Origin of the sequence: Neorhizobium descurainiae, from assembly GCF_051400715.1 — a bacterium.
Classification (GTDB): domain Bacteria; phylum Pseudomonadota; class Alphaproteobacteria; order Rhizobiales; family Rhizobiaceae; genus Neorhizobium.
In genome coordinates this window covers 22,738-38,465 of record NZ_JBLFFK010000019.1, presented here as the reverse complement: position 1 = coordinate 38,465, position 15,728 = coordinate 22,738, and the positions used below count along the sequence as shown (strand labels likewise).

General features: G+C 62.3%; 16 protein-coding genes. 9 read left to right on the top strand and 7 right to left on the bottom strand.

All coding sequences use genetic code 11. The features are described from left to right. Nucleotides 1–9: 9 nt before the first annotated feature. The 3 genes from ACMGE0_RS25445 to ACMGE0_RS25435 all read left to right on the top strand — a co-directional run bounded on the left by ACMGE0_RS25445 (nucleotide 10) and on the right by ACMGE0_RS25435 (nucleotide 2,947). Nucleotides 10–1,461 (top strand): aldehyde dehydrogenase, encoded by a 1,452-nt coding sequence (locus ACMGE0_RS25445; protein WP_436818685.1) that lies wholly within the window; start codon nucleotides 10–12, stop codon nucleotides 1,459–1,461. Between the two features lie 166 nt (nucleotides 1,462–1,627). Next, nucleotides 1,628–2,386, top strand: coding sequence for an SDR family NAD(P)-dependent oxidoreductase (locus ACMGE0_RS25440; protein WP_436818684.1), 759 nt, complete (start codon nucleotides 1,628–1,630; stop codon nucleotides 2,384–2,386). 27 nt (nucleotides 2,387–2,413) lie between these two features. Further along, nucleotides 2,414–2,947 carry a 2,4'-dihydroxyacetophenone dioxygenase family protein gene (locus ACMGE0_RS25435; protein WP_436818683.1) on the top strand — a complete coding sequence of 178 codons (534 nt, stop codon included), beginning with the start codon at nucleotides 2,414–2,416 and terminating at the stop codon, nucleotides 2,945–2,947. Between the two features lie 232 nt (nucleotides 2,948–3,179). On the opposite strand, the gene ACMGE0_RS25430 is transcribed toward ACMGE0_RS25435, so the two are convergent. After that, a complete protein-coding gene (locus ACMGE0_RS25430) occupies nucleotides 3,180–3,671 on the bottom strand; it encodes a MarR family winged helix-turn-helix transcriptional regulator (RefSeq protein WP_436818682.1) in 492 nt (163 codons plus the stop codon). 91 nt (nucleotides 3,672–3,762) lie between these two features. After that, entirely contained in the window at nucleotides 3,763–4,554 is a 792-nt protein-coding gene (locus tag ACMGE0_RS25425) for an IclR family transcriptional regulator (protein ID WP_436818681.1), read from the bottom strand. Between the two features lie 94 nt (nucleotides 4,555–4,648). Here ACMGE0_RS25425 and ACMGE0_RS25420 point away from each other — a divergent pair, with 94 nt between their 5' ends. From ACMGE0_RS25420 to ACMGE0_RS25395, 6 genes are all read left to right on the top strand, one after another. Further along, a complete protein-coding gene (locus tag ACMGE0_RS25420; protein WP_436818680.1) occupies nucleotides 4,649–5,011 on the top strand; it encodes a Rieske (2Fe-2S) protein in 363 nt (120 codons plus the stop codon). Beyond that, nucleotides 4,998–5,348, top strand: a complete 351-nt coding sequence (locus ACMGE0_RS25415) for a hypothetical protein (RefSeq protein WP_436818679.1) — start codon at nucleotides 4,998–5,000, stop codon at nucleotides 5,346–5,348. Before ACMGE0_RS25420 ends, ACMGE0_RS25415 begins: the two co-directional genes overlap by 14 nt. Before the next feature lie 36 nt (nucleotides 5,349–5,384). Continuing rightward, a complete protein-coding gene (locus ACMGE0_RS25410) occupies nucleotides 5,385–6,614 on the top strand; it encodes an amidohydrolase family protein (protein WP_436818678.1) in 1,230 nt (409 codons plus the stop codon). Nucleotides 6,615–6,828: 214 nt separating this feature from the next. Then, on the top strand, nucleotides 6,829–8,427 hold the full coding sequence (locus ACMGE0_RS25405) for a thiamine pyrophosphate-dependent enzyme (RefSeq protein ID WP_436818677.1): 1,599 nt from the start codon (nucleotides 6,829–6,831) through the stop codon (nucleotides 8,425–8,427). Nucleotides 8,428–8,535: 108 nt separating this feature from the next. Next, a complete protein-coding gene (locus tag ACMGE0_RS25400) occupies nucleotides 8,536–9,510 on the top strand; it encodes a 2-hydroxyacid dehydrogenase (protein WP_436818676.1) in 975 nt (324 codons plus the stop codon). A gap of 11 nt (nucleotides 9,511–9,521) precedes the next feature. After that, nucleotides 9,522–10,334, top strand: coding sequence for a class II aldolase/adducin family protein (locus tag ACMGE0_RS25395; RefSeq protein WP_436818675.1), 813 nt, complete (start codon nucleotides 9,522–9,524; stop codon nucleotides 10,332–10,334). Nucleotides 10,335–10,404: 70 nt separating this feature from the next. Here the strand turns inward: ACMGE0_RS25395 and ACMGE0_RS25390 are convergent, their stop codons facing one another. The 5 genes from ACMGE0_RS25390 to ACMGE0_RS25370 form a co-directional block, all read right to left on the bottom strand. Beyond that, nucleotides 10,405–11,388, bottom strand: coding sequence for a Bug family tripartite tricarboxylate transporter substrate binding protein (locus ACMGE0_RS25390; RefSeq protein ID WP_436818674.1), 984 nt, complete (start codon nucleotides 11,386–11,388; stop codon nucleotides 10,405–10,407). A gap of 83 nt (nucleotides 11,389–11,471) precedes the next feature. Then, nucleotides 11,472–12,452: a Bug family tripartite tricarboxylate transporter substrate binding protein gene (locus ACMGE0_RS25385; protein ID WP_436818673.1), complete on the bottom strand. Its 981-nt coding sequence runs from the start codon at nucleotides 12,450–12,452 to the stop codon at nucleotides 11,472–11,474. Between the two features lie 50 nt (nucleotides 12,453–12,502). Beyond that, nucleotides 12,503–13,486, bottom strand: coding sequence for a Bug family tripartite tricarboxylate transporter substrate binding protein (locus tag ACMGE0_RS25380; protein ID WP_436818672.1), 984 nt, complete (start codon nucleotides 13,484–13,486; stop codon nucleotides 12,503–12,505). Nucleotides 13,487–13,519: 33 nt separating this feature from the next. Continuing rightward, entirely contained in the window at nucleotides 13,520–15,025 is a 1,506-nt protein-coding gene (locus tag ACMGE0_RS25375; protein WP_436818671.1) for a tripartite tricarboxylate transporter permease, read from the bottom strand. 3 nt (nucleotides 15,026–15,028) lie between these two features. Next, nucleotides 15,029–15,475 carry a tripartite tricarboxylate transporter TctB family protein gene (locus tag ACMGE0_RS25370; RefSeq protein WP_436818670.1) on the bottom strand — a complete coding sequence of 149 codons (447 nt, stop codon included), beginning with the start codon at nucleotides 15,473–15,475 and terminating at the stop codon, nucleotides 15,029–15,031. Nucleotides 15,476–15,728 lie beyond the last annotated feature (253 nt).

The window sequence follows — 15,728 nt, the reverse complement described above, 5'->3', positions numbered from 1 at the left end:
GAGAACCCCATGAACATGCTGGGCCTGAAGATCAACAATGCCGAAGTCGAAGCCGCCGACGGCCGCCGGTTCGAGCGGCTGAACCCGATTTCCGGAGAAGTGGCCTCGACCGTTGCGGCCGCTTCCGTCGAGGACGCCCGCCAGGCCGCCAATGCCGCGGCCAAGGCCTTTCCCGGCTGGTCTGCGACCGGCCCTGGCGAGCGCCGCAAGATCCTGATGGCGGCGGCCGACAAACTGCAGGAAAAAGCCCCCGATTTCGTCGATGCCATGGCGTCGGAGACCGGTGCCACCGCCGGCTGGGCGATGTTCAACGTCATGCTCGCCGCCGACATGCTGCGCGAGGCGGCCTCCATGACGACGCAGATTTCAGGCGAGGTCATTCCTTCCAACCGGCCCGGCAGCCTCGCCATGGCCGTGCGCCAGCCGGTCGGCGTCATTGTCTCCATGGCGCCGTGGAATGCACCGGTCATCCTTGGTGTGCGGTCCGTCGCCATGCCGCTCGCCTGCGGCAATACGGTCGTCATGAAAACCTCGGAAATCTGCCCGCGCACCCATCGGCTGATCGTCGACGCGCTGCACGAGGCCGGGCTTCCGGAAGGTGTGCTGAACGCCATTTCCAATGCCCCGGAGGATGCGAGCGAGATCGTCGAGGCGCTGATCGCCCATCCTGCCGTGCGCCGCGTCAACTTCACCGGCTCGACCCGCGTCGGCCGCATCATCGCCGAAACCGCCGGCCGGCATTTGAAGCCGGCACTGCTGGAACTTGGCGGCAAGGCGCCGCTGATCGTGCTCGACGATGCCGACATCGACGAGGCCGTCGCGGCGGCAGCTTTCGGCGCCTACATGAACCAGGGCCAGATCTGCATGTCGACCGAACGGCTGATCGTCGACGAGAAGATCGCCGACCGCTTCGTCCAGGCCATGACCGAGAAGGTGAAGACGTTGAAGGCCGGCGATCCGCGCAAGGGCAATACGCCCCTCGGTTCCGTCGTCGATGCCCGCGCGGCTCAAAGGATCGACGCGCTGGTGCGCGATGCCGTCTCCAAGGGTGCCGTGCTCGCCGCCGGCGGCGGCGTCGAGGGAACGATCGTGGAAGCCACGCTGCTCGACCGCGTGACGCCGGCGATGCGCATCTACGGGGAAGAGAGTTTCGGCCCGGTCGCCTCGATTATCCGCGTCGGCTCGCTGGACGAGGCCGTGCGGGTGGCGAACGATACGGAATACGGGCTTTCCGCCGCCGTATTCGGCAAGGATGTCAACCGCGCCATGGGTGTTGCCAGACGCATCGAATCGGGCATTTGCCACATCAACGGTCCGACCGTGCATGACGAGGCGCAGATGCCTTTCGGCGGCGTCAAGGAATCCGGCTACGGCCGCTTCGGCGGCAAGGCCGGCATCGCCGAGTTCACCGAACTGCGCTGGATCACCATCCAGGACGGGCACATTCACTATCCGATCTGAGGATTGCTGCCGACGAGGCTTGCGCCCAATCCGCCCCTGGAGGAGGAGCGAAGCGACGGGGGGCTTCGCAGCAACCCCTCCCGCCCTGCCGGGCCACCCTCCAGGGGAGGATTTACCCATCCGCTGTAAGCGGTGAGGTCGTATTGACATGGCATCAGGGGAAAAAATGCCGCTTCTCGACAACAGGACCTGCATCATCACCGGCGGAGCGGGGAGCCTTGGCCTTGCGACCGCGAAGCTGTTCCTGGAAGAAGGGGCCAATGTCGCGCTTGTCGATCTTTCCATGCAGGCGCTGCAGCAGGCGGCGGAAGGCTTGCCGATAGGCAATGTGGAGCTGATCGCCGCCGACGTCTCTGATGCGGCGGATGCGCAGGCCTATGTCGCAAGGACGGTCGAACGCTTCGGACCGGTCGACGTGCTTTTCTCCAATGCCGGCAATTTCGGGATGGTCGCGCCGATCCACGAATATCCCGAGGATGTTTTCGACCGCGTCCTCGAAGTGCATGTGAAGGGCGCGTTTCTGGCCGCCAAGCATGCCGTGCCGAAGATGAATGACGGCGGGTCGATCGTCATCACCTCGTCGGTCGCCGGCATGCGCGGCGATGCCGGCGTCTATGCCTATATCACCGCCAAGCACGCGCAGGTCGGCCTGATGCGTTGCCTCGCCAAGGAACTGGCGCCGCGCAGGATCCGGGCCAACACCATCCATCCGGGCCCGATCGACAATGCTTTCCAATTCCAGGTCGAAAAGGGCCTCGGCGAGGCGATCGGCGGCGACGGCACGGAATTCTTCAACGCCATGATCCCGCTCGGCCGTCACGGCACACCGGAGGAAATCGCCCGTTCGGTGCTCTATCTCGCCTCGGATCAGTCGAGCTTCGTGACCGGCACGACGCTGATGGTCGATGGCGGAATGAGCGTCTGAAATCCAGCTTGAAAAAAGGAGGAAACCATGCCCGAACTTGCAACGACGGAATTCTGGAAGGACTTGACACCCATAGACAAGGTCTTTCAGCCGGACGCGCTGCCGGAGGTCTATATCAACAACGCGCCGACCGAGGACGAGCGTTACTACGTGCCCTTCACCGAAACGGTGTCATCGCGGCCCCTGTGGATTTCGCCTACCCAGAACAAGTGGTGTGATATCCTGATGGCGAAGAAGGCGGGACTGGTGAACCGCCACTATCACCCGCATGAGGTCTTCGCCTACACGATTTCAGGCAAATGGGGCTATCTGGAGCACGACTGGACGGCGACGGCCGGCGACTTCGTCTATGAAACGCCCGGCGAAGGGCACACGCTGGTGGCCTATGAAAGCGATCAGCCGATGAAGGTCTTCTTCCAGGTGAAGGGGCCGCTGATCTGGCTCGACGACAAGGGCGAACCCGACGGTTTCTTCGATGTCCACAACTACATCGCGCTCTGTCGCGATCATTACGAGAAAGTGGGCCTCGGCCGCGATTATGTGGACAGCCTGTTCCGCTAGACGGGGCTCGTCTCCTGGACGAGGCTCGCGTTGTCCGTGCTTGGGCGCGGACGCGAGCCTCTGACCGCCATCATGGCGGCTGCAGAAACTAAGGGCGGCTCATCCCCTGCCGTCAAATTAACGTTTCGTAAGAAAGTGGCGTCAAAAGCTTGCGGGTTGTGACGAAATTCAACTTTAAATTGTGCGAATATCTCATTGCCGTGACGTTTGCACGAACGGGTAGCGGCTCTGACTATTCCGCCTTTGCGGGCTCGTCGCGATCGCGCAGGTTCCGCGCGATCAGCCGGCAGAGCTCGCGGAATTGCTCGTAGCTTTCTTGTGGCAGGAACGAGAAGACATCGCGCTCGACGATATCCGCAGCGGCGTCGCAAGCCTTGATCATCCGCTTGCCCTCGCTGGTGAGGCTCATGCGCAGGATGCGGCGGTTGGCCGGATCCTCCTTGCGGGTGATCAGATTGCGGCGCTGCAGCCCGCCGATCAGCTCGTTCATCGTCTGCGGCGTGACGAAGAAGCGGCGGGAGAGCTCGGCCGACGAAAGCCCGTCGCGGCTGCCGATCACGCTGAGCACCGTATATTGGATGCCGGTCATCTGCATGGGGGCAAGAGCTGCTTCCAGCCGGGTGCGCACCGCATGGTTTGCCTGATTCAGGAAATAGATGGCGCGGGGATAGTGCATGACCCACTCGCCTGTGCCTGCGTCCTCGGACTTCACGTCTTCAGCCATCACGTTGCGGTGATCCCTAATGTTTAAAACGGTTATATGAGCGGGGTAGCCGAGAAAGCGCGGCGGCACAAGCCGCCCTTGCGGGAAACCCTCAACTTACTGAGGCGCCAAGCCGCAGCGACAGAGCCTTTGCCGCGCTAAGTGTGGCGGTGAGGGGCAGGCCGGAGGGAGCGATATCGAAGCCGTCCTGACGGCCGAGCACGGTGACGACCGCCTTCAGATGCCCGCGATGGTCGAAGACCGGAACTGCTATGGCGGAGAAATCCGGAACCGTCGTCGGCAGCGTCGCGGCATAACCTTTTTCACGCACGTCCGCCAGGTTGGCGACAAAGTGCTCGACCGAGGCTTCGCTTTCGCCACCCTGCCGCATCATGGCGCTCAGATGATGCCTCCACTCGCCCTGCGGCAGATTGGCCATGAAGACGCGGCCGGTCGCCGTGGGCCACAGGCGCACCAGCGAGCCGACCTTGATCTCGTAGACGCTGTCCGAGCGGCCCTCGATCTTGTCGACCACGACCGGCGCATCGCCGTTCCAGACCGCAAGCGTCACCGTTTCGCCGAGCGCCGCGGCGAGTTCGCAGATCGTCGTTCGTGCAAGACTGAGGAAATCCGTGCGCGAAAGCGCGGCAAGCCCGAGCTGCAGCGCCGCATCGCCGAGATCGTAGAGGCCGGAGAGCCGGTCCTGCGCCACAAAGCCGGTGCGCACGAGGCTGACGAGATAGCCATGCGCCATGCTCGGCGTCATGCCGGCTGCGGCCGCGATGTCGTTCAGCCGCATCGGCCGCCCCGCGTGCTGTATCGTCGTCAGCACGCGCAAGCCCTTCTCCAGCGACTGGATTCCCGCCCCCTTGCCTGCTGTATCCTGTTTTGCCGACGCGTCCATGATCTCTCCGCTTGACGTGGTCGATCGCGACTATACAATATAACTGAATAGTTTCAATAATATTGAAATAAACGTCCGGGGAAGGAGGAGAACCTTGGCGGAATATCTGGTCTGTTCGGAGGAGGAGATCGCCGATGGTGAACGCAAGGTTGTGGCCTGCGGCGACAAGGAGATCGGCATCTTCCGGGTGAAGGGCGCGCTGCACGCCTGGCACAATCTCTGTCCGCATCGGCAGGGGCCGATCTGTCAGGGCCGCATCTATCCGCAAGTGGTCGAGCCCATCGACGAGAACTGCGAAGTGCGCACGCTGCAATATAACGAAGAGAGCATGCATGTCGCCTGTCCCTGGCACGGCTGGGAGTTCAACATCGAGACCGGCAGGAATGCCGCCGGGCGCTATCGCCTGCGCCGTGCCGAACTGGCGATCCGGGAGGGGCAGGTCTATGTCGTCCTCTGATCCAAATGTCCGTCAGGACATACTGCGCAACGATCCCTATGGCTGGATCGAGGATGCTGCAATCGAGATCGAGAAAGCCGCTGGCGAACTGCTCGAAGGCGGCGAGGCTTCACGCGTCTCCGATGAGGCCGTGGCGCGGATGATGACCGCCGCGATCCGGCTCTATGTCGCAAAAAGCGACGGCGAGGAGCGCACGTTCAGGCCCCTCACCGGCACCCGTGACGAGACGGTGACCGCGACGGAGGCATTATCGGCCGTCTCGGAAATCCTGAGGGCTTTGCATCTCGGGCCGATGGAACTGGCGCTCTGGTATCGGCGCCGGCCCGACGAAGACTAAGCCCGCAAGTTAACCTGTCGCTGGAGGAGAGCGAACATGGATGTTTTGAACAAGGATCACGCCCGCGAATTGCCGGTGCAGCAGATCGACGTCTTCACCGATACGCGCGACATCCTCGCGCATGCCGAGAAGGCGGCGAAGCGCCGCGGCTTCCAGGACTGGCTGATCTGCGATGTGGATGCCCACCACACCGAGACCATCTCCTGGCATGAGCTGGTCGAATATATCGAGGACCCGGTCATCCGCCACCAGGCGATGCTCTTCCACGACGAGAAGATGGGCACCGCCTCCTACGGTCTCAATGGCGACATGGGGCTGAAATACCAGGATGTCGGCGGCCGCATTCCCCACCAGGCGGGCATCCGCGAAAAGGTGGATGATGGCATACATCGGGACGTGACCCTGTCACGACGGGCGATGCAGGCGCTCGGCGTCGATTACATGGTGCTTTTCCCGACGCCGATGCTGACGCTTGGCCTGCATCCGCAGCCGGAAATGGAAGTCTATCTCGGCCGCGCCTATAACCGCTGGCTGATCGACAAGGTGCTGACCAAGGACGACCGGCTGAAGACGCTCGCCTATCTGCCGTTCAACGTGCCCAAGGAAGCGGAGCGCACCATCGAGGAATTCGCCGATCAGCCCGGCGTCATCGGCTTCTGTGTGCCCTCGACCCGTCACAAGCCGGTGCATCACAATGATTACATGCGCGTCTATGCGATGCTCGAGGAGCGCAACCTGCCGATCGCATTCCACGCCGCCTATCACTGGCAGGACCAATCGCTTTCAACGATCAACCGCTTTCTGGGCATGCATGCGCTCGGCTTCGTCTGGTGCAACATGGTGCATATGACCAACTGGATCCTGAACGGTATTCCGGAACGGTTCCCGAAGCTGAAAAGCATCTGGGTGGAAAGCGGGCTTGCCTGGGTGCCCTTCCTGATGCAGCGGTTGGACGACCAGTATCTGATGCGGCCGTCCGAAGCGCCGCAGCTTAAGAAGCTTCCGAGCGAATACATGCGCGAAAGCTGCTGGTACACGACCCAGCCGATGGAAACGGTCAATATGAAGGCGCTGGAGCTGACGCTCGAAATGATCAACGCCGAGACGCAGCTTCTCTTTGCCTCCGACTGGCCGCATTTCGATTTCGATCTGCCGCAGGAAATCTACGACCTGCCGTTCCTCTCCGAACAGGCCAAGCGCAATATCCTGGGCCTCAATGCGGCAAGGCTGTTCAATCTCGACCCGACGCCGCGTAAGAGTTTGTAGGGACCCAAGAGATCGAGCGATCGCTGATGGGATATCGGGACGGTGCGGCATTTCCGACCCTCCCCATTATGGAGAGGTGGCCGGCAGGCGGGAGAGGGTCTCCGGGGCAAGTCATCCTTTCCCTTCCCAGCCCCTGTCCAGAAGGGGAAGGGACGCCACGCATCGCCTCAACCCCTCTACAACTGCGACCATATTCAATCGGAGAACATCCCACATGAGCATCACCGGCGGCGACGCCATTACCGCTTCGTTGCGCGTGCATGGCGTGGACACCGTCTTCGGCATTCCGGGAGCCCAGCTCTACGGGTTGTTCGACGCATTGCAACGCGACGGCATGCGGGTGATCACGCCGCGGCACGAGCAGACCTGCGCCTACATGGCCCTCGGTTATGCGCGCGCTTCCGGCAAACCCGGCGTCTATTCGGTCGTGCCGGGACCAGGCGTGCTGAACACCGGCGCGGCACTCTTGACCGCCTGGGGCTGCAACGAGCCAGTGCTGTGCCTGACGGGCCAGGTGCCGACCGCCTTTCTCGGCAAGGGGCGCGGGCACCTGCACGAAATGCGCGACCAGCGCGCCGTACTCGCCGGTATCGCCAAGTCGGCGGAGCGCGCCGACGGGGCAGGGGAAGTTTCCGCCGCGATCGCCCACGCTTTTCGCGAGATGCGCTCGCTGAAACCGGGACCTGCCACCGTCGAGATGCCCTGGGAACAGTTCACGGCGGAAGGTGAATTCGAGATTGCTCCGCCGCTCGAAAACCATCCGGACCCGGTGGCGGATGTGGCGATCGGCGAAGTCGCGCGGGTGATCGAAAAGGCCGAGCGGCCGATGATCTTCGTGGGTCCCGCAGGCTTCGAGGCACGCGACGAGGTGTTGCGGCTTGCCGAATTGCTGCATGCGCCGGTCGTAGGCTTCCGATCCGGGCGCGGCATCGTCTCCAACCGTCATCAGCTGGGGCTGACAATCGCCGAGGCACGCAGCCTCTGGCCGATGGTGGATTGCGTCATCGGCATCGGCACACGGCTCGAAGTGCCAAGCTGGCGTTGGCAGGCGCGACCGGAGGTGCCGGTTGTCCGGTTGGAAATCGACGCGGCGGAGCTGACGCGGACGCCGAACGCGCTCGGTGTTCTCGGCCGCGCCAAAACCTCGCTCGCCGCACTGCTCGGGCAAATCGGGCCGCCCATCCCCGCACCCGATTGGATGGCTGCGGTCCGCAATGCCAGGGCAGAAACGGCCGAGGCCATCAAGGAGATCAGCCCGCATTACGGCTATCTGCAGGCGGTCCGTTCCGCGCTTCCCGATAACGGCATCCTGGTGGAGGAAGTCTGCCAGGCGGGTTTTGCCTCCTGGTATTGCTACCCGGTCTATGAGCCGCGCACGTTCATCTCGACCGGGTTCGAAGGAACGCTCGGCTTCGGGTTCCCAACCGCGCTCGGGGTCAAGGTGGCGCGTCCGGACGTGCCGGTCGTGTCGATCGCCGGTGACGGCGGCTTCATGTTCGGCTGTCAGGAACTCGCGACCGCCGCCCAGTATGGCATCGACGTCATTGCCGTCGTTTTCAACAATTCCGCCTTCGGCAATGTCAAGCGCGATCAGCAGCAGAGTTTCGGTGGCCGGCTGATCGGTGCGGAACTGAAGAATCCCGATTTCGGAAAGCTCGCCGCCGCCTTCCATGTGGATTTCGCCCGCGTCACCGCGCCGCAGGACCTGCGCAAGGCGATCGAGACCGCGATTTCCCGCGGCGGGCCGTGGCTGATCGAGGTGCCGCTGTCGATAGAGAATGAGGTAAGCCCGTGGAAGTTCATTCACGGCTGATGCGTCCATAGCAAATATCGTTCATCATCGACAGAAATCCCTATCGCGATGACAGGGAGCCGTATAAACTCGCGCCCGGGAATTCGATCCGGGGAGGGCGTCGTTTCCGTGACATCAAGGCAGAACACCATCCGCATCGTCATCCTCACCGCGGTACTGCCGGCGTCGGTCGTCGCGACGTTGGAAGGCATGGGCGGAAAACGCATGGCCATCGAGGAGGTACTTGCTGGCAAGCCGATGACCGATGTCGAGGTGCTGGTCACCGATCCCGGCGTCGGCGCCAGCGCGGATGTGCTCGAGAAATTTCCGGACCTGAGGCTGATCGCCTGTTACGGGATTGGGGTCGATGCGATCCATGTGCCGAGCGCGAAGGCGCGGGGTATCGGCATTTGCAACACGCCGGGCCTGCTGACGGAAGACGTTGCAGACCTTGCCATGGCGCTGATGCTGGCGTCGGCCCGCGATATCGTCACGCAGAATCAATATGTCCGTGATGGCCGGTGGACCACGATCGCGGCGAAGGTGCCGCTCAGCCGTTCGCTGAAGAACAAGGCGATCGGCATTGTTGGGCTCGGCAATATCGGTGCGGCGATCGCCGAGCGTGCGGCCGCTTTCGGCATGTGCGTTTCCTATCACGGGCCTCGTCGGAAGCCGGTATCTTACCGCTACATGCCGGATCTCATCGCCATGGCGGCCGGGAGTGACTTCCTGGTGATTGCCAGCCGCGGCGGCGAGGATACGCGCAACATCGTCAACCGGGAGGTGCTCGAGGCGCTCGGCCCCGATGGCACGCTGGTCAATGTCTCCCGCGGCTCGATCGTTGACGAGGCGGCGCTGATCGAAGTGCTCGAAACCGGCAAGCTCGGCTTTGCGGCACTTGACGTCTTCGCCAACGAGCCGAAGGTGCCGGAAAAGCTGCGCACCCTGCCGAACGTCATCATGACCCCGCATCAGGGTAGCGCCACCGCCGATACCCGCCTCGCCATGGCCCTTTTGCTGGTCGAGAACGTCGAGGCTTATTTTGTCGGAGCACCGCTGCCGACGCCGGTGGTCCCGGTCGCAATCTGGGCTTTTGAACTATAGGGAGGTGTGAAATGGCATTCCAGCGTCATGTTATCGGTCTTGCGGGGCAGGACGGCAATCAAGAGGTCGTCACCGAATTCGACCGGTCCTCGATCACCGATGAGGAATGGGCCGTGCGCGTCGATCTCGCCGCGGCCTATCGGCTGGCCGCGCTTTATGGCTGGGACGACCTCATCTACACGCATATCTCGGCCCGCGTACCCGGCACCGACGACCATTTCCTGATCAACCCGTTCGGGCTTGCCTTCGACGAGATCAAGGCGAGCAATCTCGTGAAGATCGACCACGAAGCGAAGATCATCGGCAAGTCGGACTATCCGGTGAACGGCGCGGGCTTCGTCATCCATCACGCCGTCCACAAGGCCCGGCATGAACTCAACTGCGTCATGCATCTCCACACCGAAGCCGGCATGGCGCTTTCCATGCTCGATTGCGGTCTTCTGCCGCTCTCGCAGCATTCGATGTTCTTCTATAACCGCATCGGCTATCACGGCTACGAAGGTCTGGCGCTCAACATGGACGAGCAGGAGCGGCTGATCCGCGACCTTGGACCGCACAAGAACATGATCCTCAAGAACCATGGCACGCTCACCACCGGGGAGACGGTCGGAGAGGCCTTCGTGTGGACCTTCTGGTTGGAAAAGGCCGCCCGAGCCCAGCTTGCCGCCATGGCTGCCCAGCCGCGGGGCCTCACCGTTCCGGAAGAGAAGATCGCCGAGCTGACCGCGCATATGTACGAGATGTCGCCGGCAAAACCCGGCCTCAAGGAATGGCCGGCGATGCTGCGCAAGCTCGACAGGATCGATCCGTCGTACAGGGATTAGATATGGGGTAAAAAACGAAGAAAGCCGGCGTTTCCGCCGGCTTTCCTGTTTGGCTTCCAGGAGCCACGGCTCACTGCTGCGGGATCTGGGCAATCCGGACGTATTCCTTCCACTCATCGACGGTCTTGGCCATCAGGGCCTGGGCTTCGGCCGGCGTGGTGATGTAGGCGTCGCCACCCTGGTCGGCCAGGAACTTGACGGTGTCGGGCTGGGCCAGAACCGTGTTGAACCAGCCGTTGATCTTGGTGACGATGTCGTCCGGCGTGCCCTTGGCAACCATGGCACCCCACCAGCCGAGCTGGTCGATGTCAAAGCCCTGTTCCTTCAGCGTCGGAATTTCCGGAGCGCCCTTCATGCGTTCGGCGGCGCCGACGCCAAGAAGACGCAGGCGGCCTTGACGCTGCTGCGACAGGGCGAAGACCGGGTCATATGAACCCCAGTCCATCGCGCCGCTGGTGATGTCGTTCAGCGAGTCCGCTGCGGTCTTGTACTGGACGGCAACCGTGTCGAGGCCGGCGATCTGCTTGTAGACCTCGGCCAGAACCTTGCCGGACGTGGCGTTTACGGCATAAGAGCCGCCGTCGCCCTTTTCCTTCATGGCAGCGGTCAGTTCCTTCATGTCCTTGTAGGGGCTGTCCGGCGCGACAGCGATCATGAAGGCCTGCTTGTTGACGGTGGCGATCGTCATCAGGTCGGTGACGACGTTGATCGGCGGCTTCTTCATGATCCACATGTTGCCGGCGATCGAGTTGCCGGAGTGAACGAAGATCGTGTAGCCGTCCGGCTTGGAGCGGGCGGTGTATTCCGCAGCGATATTGCTGAGCGCGCCCGGCTTGTTCTCGACAATGATCGTGGCACCCGAGACCTTTGCGACCTTGTCCGCGAAATAGCGGACGAGAACGTCGGCGCCGCTGCCTGCCGGGAAGGCGCAGACGAAGGTGATCGTCTGGTCCGGATAAGCAGCTTGGGCTGGAGTGACATGTGCAACCTGCGCGACCGCCAGCATCGCCATGGCGGCGGTGGCTTGCGCTATCTTCTTAAGCCATTTTCTCACTTTTCGTCTCCTATGGCGGTGAATAAGGGTCCCTGCGAAAGGCCCCGGCGCACTATGGCGATAGGGTCTTTCTATTCTGTTGATTAATTCTGCGGAATCTTGGCCAAAGCCACGTAGGTCTTCCACTCCTCGACCGTCTTGGCGAGAAGCTCCTGGCCCTCGTCCGGCGTGCCCACATAGACGTCTCCTCCAAACTTGCCGAGGAAGGCGACGGTATCCGGCTGAGCCAGGATCTCGTTGAAGAGCGCGTTGATCCTGTCAACGACCGGCCGCGGCGTTGCCTTCGGAACGAAGGAGCCCCACCAGCCGAGCTGGTCTATGTCGTAGCCCTGCTCCTTGGCGGTGGGCACGTCCGGGATCGACTTCAGCCGGACCGGCGAACCGGAGGCCAGGATGCGCAACCGCTTTTCCTTGGCCTGCGAGAGCGCGAAGACCGGGTCGTGGACGCCGTAGTCGATGGCGCCGCTCAGCATGTCGTTGAGCGAATCGTTGGCGTCCTTGAAGTTGACCTCGACCGGCTCGACGCCGGCGATCTGCTTGTAGACCTCACCCAGCACCTTGCCGGACGTCGCGGCCGTGGCGTAGCTGGCGTCCGAGCCCTTCTGCTTCAGCATTGCCGTCAGTTCCTTCAGGTCCTTGATCGGGCTGTCATAGGCCACGAGGAACATGAAGGCCTGCTTGTTGATGAAGGAAGTCGCCTGCAATTCCTTCACCACGTCGATCGGCGGCGCCTTAAAGAGCGACATGTTGGCAGCCGTCGACGTGCCGGAATGGACATAGATCGTATAGCCGTCCGGCTTGGCGCGGGCGGTGTATTGCGCGGCGATATTGCCCGCCGCACCGGGCTTGTTTTCGACGATGACGGTCTGGGCTGAAACCTTGGCGAACTTGTCGGCGAAGTAACGGACGAGCACGTCGGCGCCGCTGCCGGGCGGGAACGCGCAGATGAAGGTGATCTGGCCGTTCGGATAGGCATTCTGCGCGAAGGCGCCGGCAGGAGCCAATACGGTTGCGGCCGTGAGCGCCATGAGATTTCGGCGCGTGATATCGGTGTTGATCGGCATTCAATCCTCCCTTGATGCCAAAATGTGTCGCGGTACGTGGCCCGGCAGTTTCAGTTCTGCGGGATTTTCGCGAGCGCCACGTATCCGCGCCATTCCTCGACGGTCTTTAAAAGAAGCTCGTCGACCTCCTTCGGCGTGCCCGTATAGACGTCGCCGCCGAACTTGTTCAGGAAGGCCTCGGTCTCCGGATTGTCGAGCACTTCCTGGAACATGGCATTCAGCTTCATGACGATGTCGTCCGGGGTTTTTGCCGGCACGAAGACACCCCACCATCCGAGCTGATCGACATTGAGGCCGTATTCCCTGAGCGCCGGAATGTCCGGTGTCGACTTCATGCGTTGCGGCGAGCCGACGGCGAGCAGCCTCAGCCGTCCCTCACGCTGCTGGCTGAGCGCGAAGACCGGGTCGAGGGCCGCGAAATCGAGCTGGCCGCTGACGATGTCGTTGAGCGAATCCGGCCCCGTCTTATAGGCGACTTCCGTCGCCGAGACGCCGGCGAGCTGCAGATAGACCTCGGCAAGCACCTTGCCCGAGGTCGCGGTCGAACCGTAGGTGGCTTCGCCGCCCTTGGCCTTCAGATGCTGGGTGAGCTCGCTGATGTCCTTGATCGGCGAGTCGGCCGCAACCGCGATCATGAACGGCTGCTTGTTGATGAACTGGACGCCGCGCAGCGCCTTGGTCACGTCGATCGGCGGCTTCTTGAAAAGCGACATGTTGGCGGCGGTCGACGTGCCGGAATGGACATAGACCGTGTAACCGTCCGGCTTGGCGCGGCTTACGTATTCGGCTGCGATATTGCCGTTGGCGCCCGGCTTGTTTTCGACGATCACCGTCTGCTTGGCGACCGCCGCGATCTTCTCGGAGAAATAACGGACGAGAACGTCCGCGCCGCTGCCGGCCGGGAATGCGCATACGAACGTGACCGTATCGCCGGGATAGCCCGATTGGGCGGATGCGACCCCCGGCAGAACGGCGGCCGTGGCGGCCGCCGCGATGAAGGTGCGTCGTGTCAGTTTCAGAAATTGTGCAGTCATTTGGCTCCTCCTCCAAAATGTTGCGAATGTCTATTATTCTTCCTGGAACGCCTCCTCGCGCGTCTTGCGGAATTGCGGGAAGACGATCAGCCCGATCATCAGCAGCGTTGCGACGAGCAGCGTCGCGGAGATCGGACGGTCTATGAAGATCATCGGATCGCCGCGCGAGATGACCAGCGAGCGCCGCAAGTTCTCCTCCATCAGCGGACCGAGGATGAAGCCGAGCACCATGGGCGCCGGTTCGCAGCCGAGCTTGTGCAGGATATAGCCGAAGATCGTGAAGACGATCATCAGGACCATCATGAACGGCTCCGTGCTGGTCGAATAGACACCGATCGCGCAAAACAGCAGGATCGCCGGGTAGAGCAGTCGGTAGGGAACCGACAGCAGCTTCACCCAGATGCCGATCATCGGCAGGTTGATGATGACCAGCATCAGGTTGCCGATCCACATGGAGGCGACCATGCCCCAGAAGAGGTCCGGACGGGTGGTCATGACGGCCGCACCCGGCTGGATGCCCTGGATGATCATCGCGCCCATCATGATCGCCATGATCGGGTTCGACGGAATGCCGAGCGTCAGAAGCGGAATGAACGAGGTTTGCGCTGCCGCATTGTTGGCAGCCTCCGGCCCGGCCACGCCTTCGACGGCGCCGTTGCCGAACTTGCGGGGTGTCTTGGTGATCTTCTTCTCCAGCGTATAGCTGGCGAAGGAGGCAAGAACCGCGCCGCCGCCGGGCAGGATGCCGAGGATCGAGCCGAGACCGGTGCCGCGCAGCGCCGCCGGAATGGACTCCTTTATCTCCTGTCTGTTGGGCCAGAGATCGCGCAGCCGCGTGCTGATCGTCTCGCGCGGCGGGGGCGGGTTTTCGAGGTTGCGGATGATTTCCACGATGCCGAAGAGGCCGAGGACCAGCGGCAGGAAGTCGATGCCTTCCCAGAGGCCGGAGAGCCCGAAGGTGTAGCGGGTGAGGCCTGTGTTGATGTCGGTGCCGACGAGGCCGAGAAGTAGCCCCATGAGCACCATGGCGACGGCCTTGAGCACCGAGCCGTGCGCCAGCACGATCGCCATGACGAGGCCGAGCAGCATAAGCGCGAAATAGTCCGGCGAGTTGAACTGCTGGGCGATCGCCGACAGCGGCGGGCCGAAGGCGGCGATGAAGACCGTGCCGACGCAGCCGGCGAAGAACGAGCCGAGGGCAGCGATCGCGAGCGCCGCGCCAGCGCGCCCGCGCCGGGCCATCTGGTGGCCTTCGATGCAGGTTACCACCGAGGAAGCTTCGCCCGGCATGTTGACCAGGATCGAGGTGGTCGAGCCGCCATATTGGGCGCCGTAATAGATGCCGGCCAGCATGATGAGCGAGGAGAGCGGGTCGAGACCGAAGGTGATCGGCAGAAGGATGGCGAGGGCAGGAATAGGACCGATGCCAGGGAGGACACCGATCAGCGTGCCGAGCACCGTGCCGATCAGACAGAAGAGCAGGTTCTCCAGCGTACCTGCGGCCATGAAGCCGGTTGCGAGATGTTCGAAGACTTCCATTGGTTACCTGCCCCACCAGACCGGCATCGGCTGCCCGAGCGCATAGACGAAGATGATGACGACGAATGCGGCGGTGCAGACCGCAAAGACGATCGTCTCGATGAAGTTAACCCCGCGCCGTGCGTAAGCTGCGAACAGGATCAGCAGGATCGAGGAGATCACCGCGCCGACCTGCGCAATCAAAAGACCGAAGGCTGCGATCGCCAGCAGGATGAAAAGGATCGGGCGGAACTGGATACGCTCGATCGCCGGCCCTTCGAGCGAGAGCGATTTCGCCGTGACAATCAGGCCGATGAGCACGATCAGACCGCAGATGATCATCGGGAAATAACCCGGTCCCATGTTGCGCGCGGAACCGAATGTGAGATCCGAACCGATATAGAGGCCGATTGCGCCGAAGAGGATGAACAAGATGCCCGCGCCGAAATCCTGCGGACTTTTGATGACCATGGTTTCCTCCCTGAAAACCTGACTGTGTAACCGGCCTGGCTCCGCTTCAGCATCGGCCAAACCGCCATTGCGCATACCGTTCGCCCCGCACCTCGAACCTGCCGGCTGAATTCGTCTATGGGCAACCAGATTTGACTATATACAAGAGGACCCCTCTTGTCAGTCAATCGAATTCCGCTGCCTTTTTTCGACCAGATACCACACCTGAGCCGTGTTTCCGATCTTATCCCAATAATATCAGGAAACCAGACAT

Coding starts and splice junctions, on each gene's coding strand:
- ACMGE0_RS25445 (WP_436818685.1), top strand. CDS start 10: ATGAACATGCTGGGCCTGAAGATCAACAATGCCGAAGTCGAAGCCGCC.
- ACMGE0_RS25440 (WP_436818684.1), top strand. CDS start 1,628: ATGCCGCTTCTCGACAACAGGACCTGCATCATCACCGGCGGAGCGGGG.
- ACMGE0_RS25435 (WP_436818683.1), top strand. CDS start 2,414: ATGCCCGAACTTGCAACGACGGAATTCTGGAAGGACTTGACACCCATA.
- ACMGE0_RS25430 (WP_436818682.1), bottom strand. CDS start 3,671: ATGGCTGAAGACGTGAAGTCCGAGGACGCAGGCACAGGCGAGTGGGTC.
- ACMGE0_RS25425 (WP_436818681.1), bottom strand. CDS start 4,554: ATGGACGCGTCGGCAAAACAGGATACAGCAGGCAAGGGGGCGGGAATC.
- ACMGE0_RS25415 (WP_436818679.1), top strand. CDS start 4,998: ATGTCGTCCTCTGATCCAAATGTCCGTCAGGACATACTGCGCAACGAT.
- ACMGE0_RS25410 (WP_436818678.1), top strand. CDS start 5,385: ATGGATGTTTTGAACAAGGATCACGCCCGCGAATTGCCGGTGCAGCAG.
- ACMGE0_RS25405 (WP_436818677.1), top strand. CDS start 6,829: ATGAGCATCACCGGCGGCGACGCCATTACCGCTTCGTTGCGCGTGCAT.
- ACMGE0_RS25395 (WP_436818675.1), top strand. CDS start 9,522: ATGGCATTCCAGCGTCATGTTATCGGTCTTGCGGGGCAGGACGGCAAT.
- ACMGE0_RS25385 (WP_436818673.1), bottom strand. CDS start 12,452: ATGCCGATCAACACCGATATCACGCGCCGAAATCTCATGGCGCTCACG.
- ACMGE0_RS25380 (WP_436818672.1), bottom strand. CDS start 13,486: ATGACTGCACAATTTCTGAAACTGACACGACGCACCTTCATCGCGGCG.
- ACMGE0_RS25375 (WP_436818671.1), bottom strand. CDS start 15,025: ATGGAAGTCTTCGAACATCTCGCAACCGGCTTCATGGCCGCAGGTACG.
- ACMGE0_RS25370 (WP_436818670.1), bottom strand. CDS start 15,475: ATGGTCATCAAAAGTCCGCAGGATTTCGGCGCGGGCATCTTGTTCATC.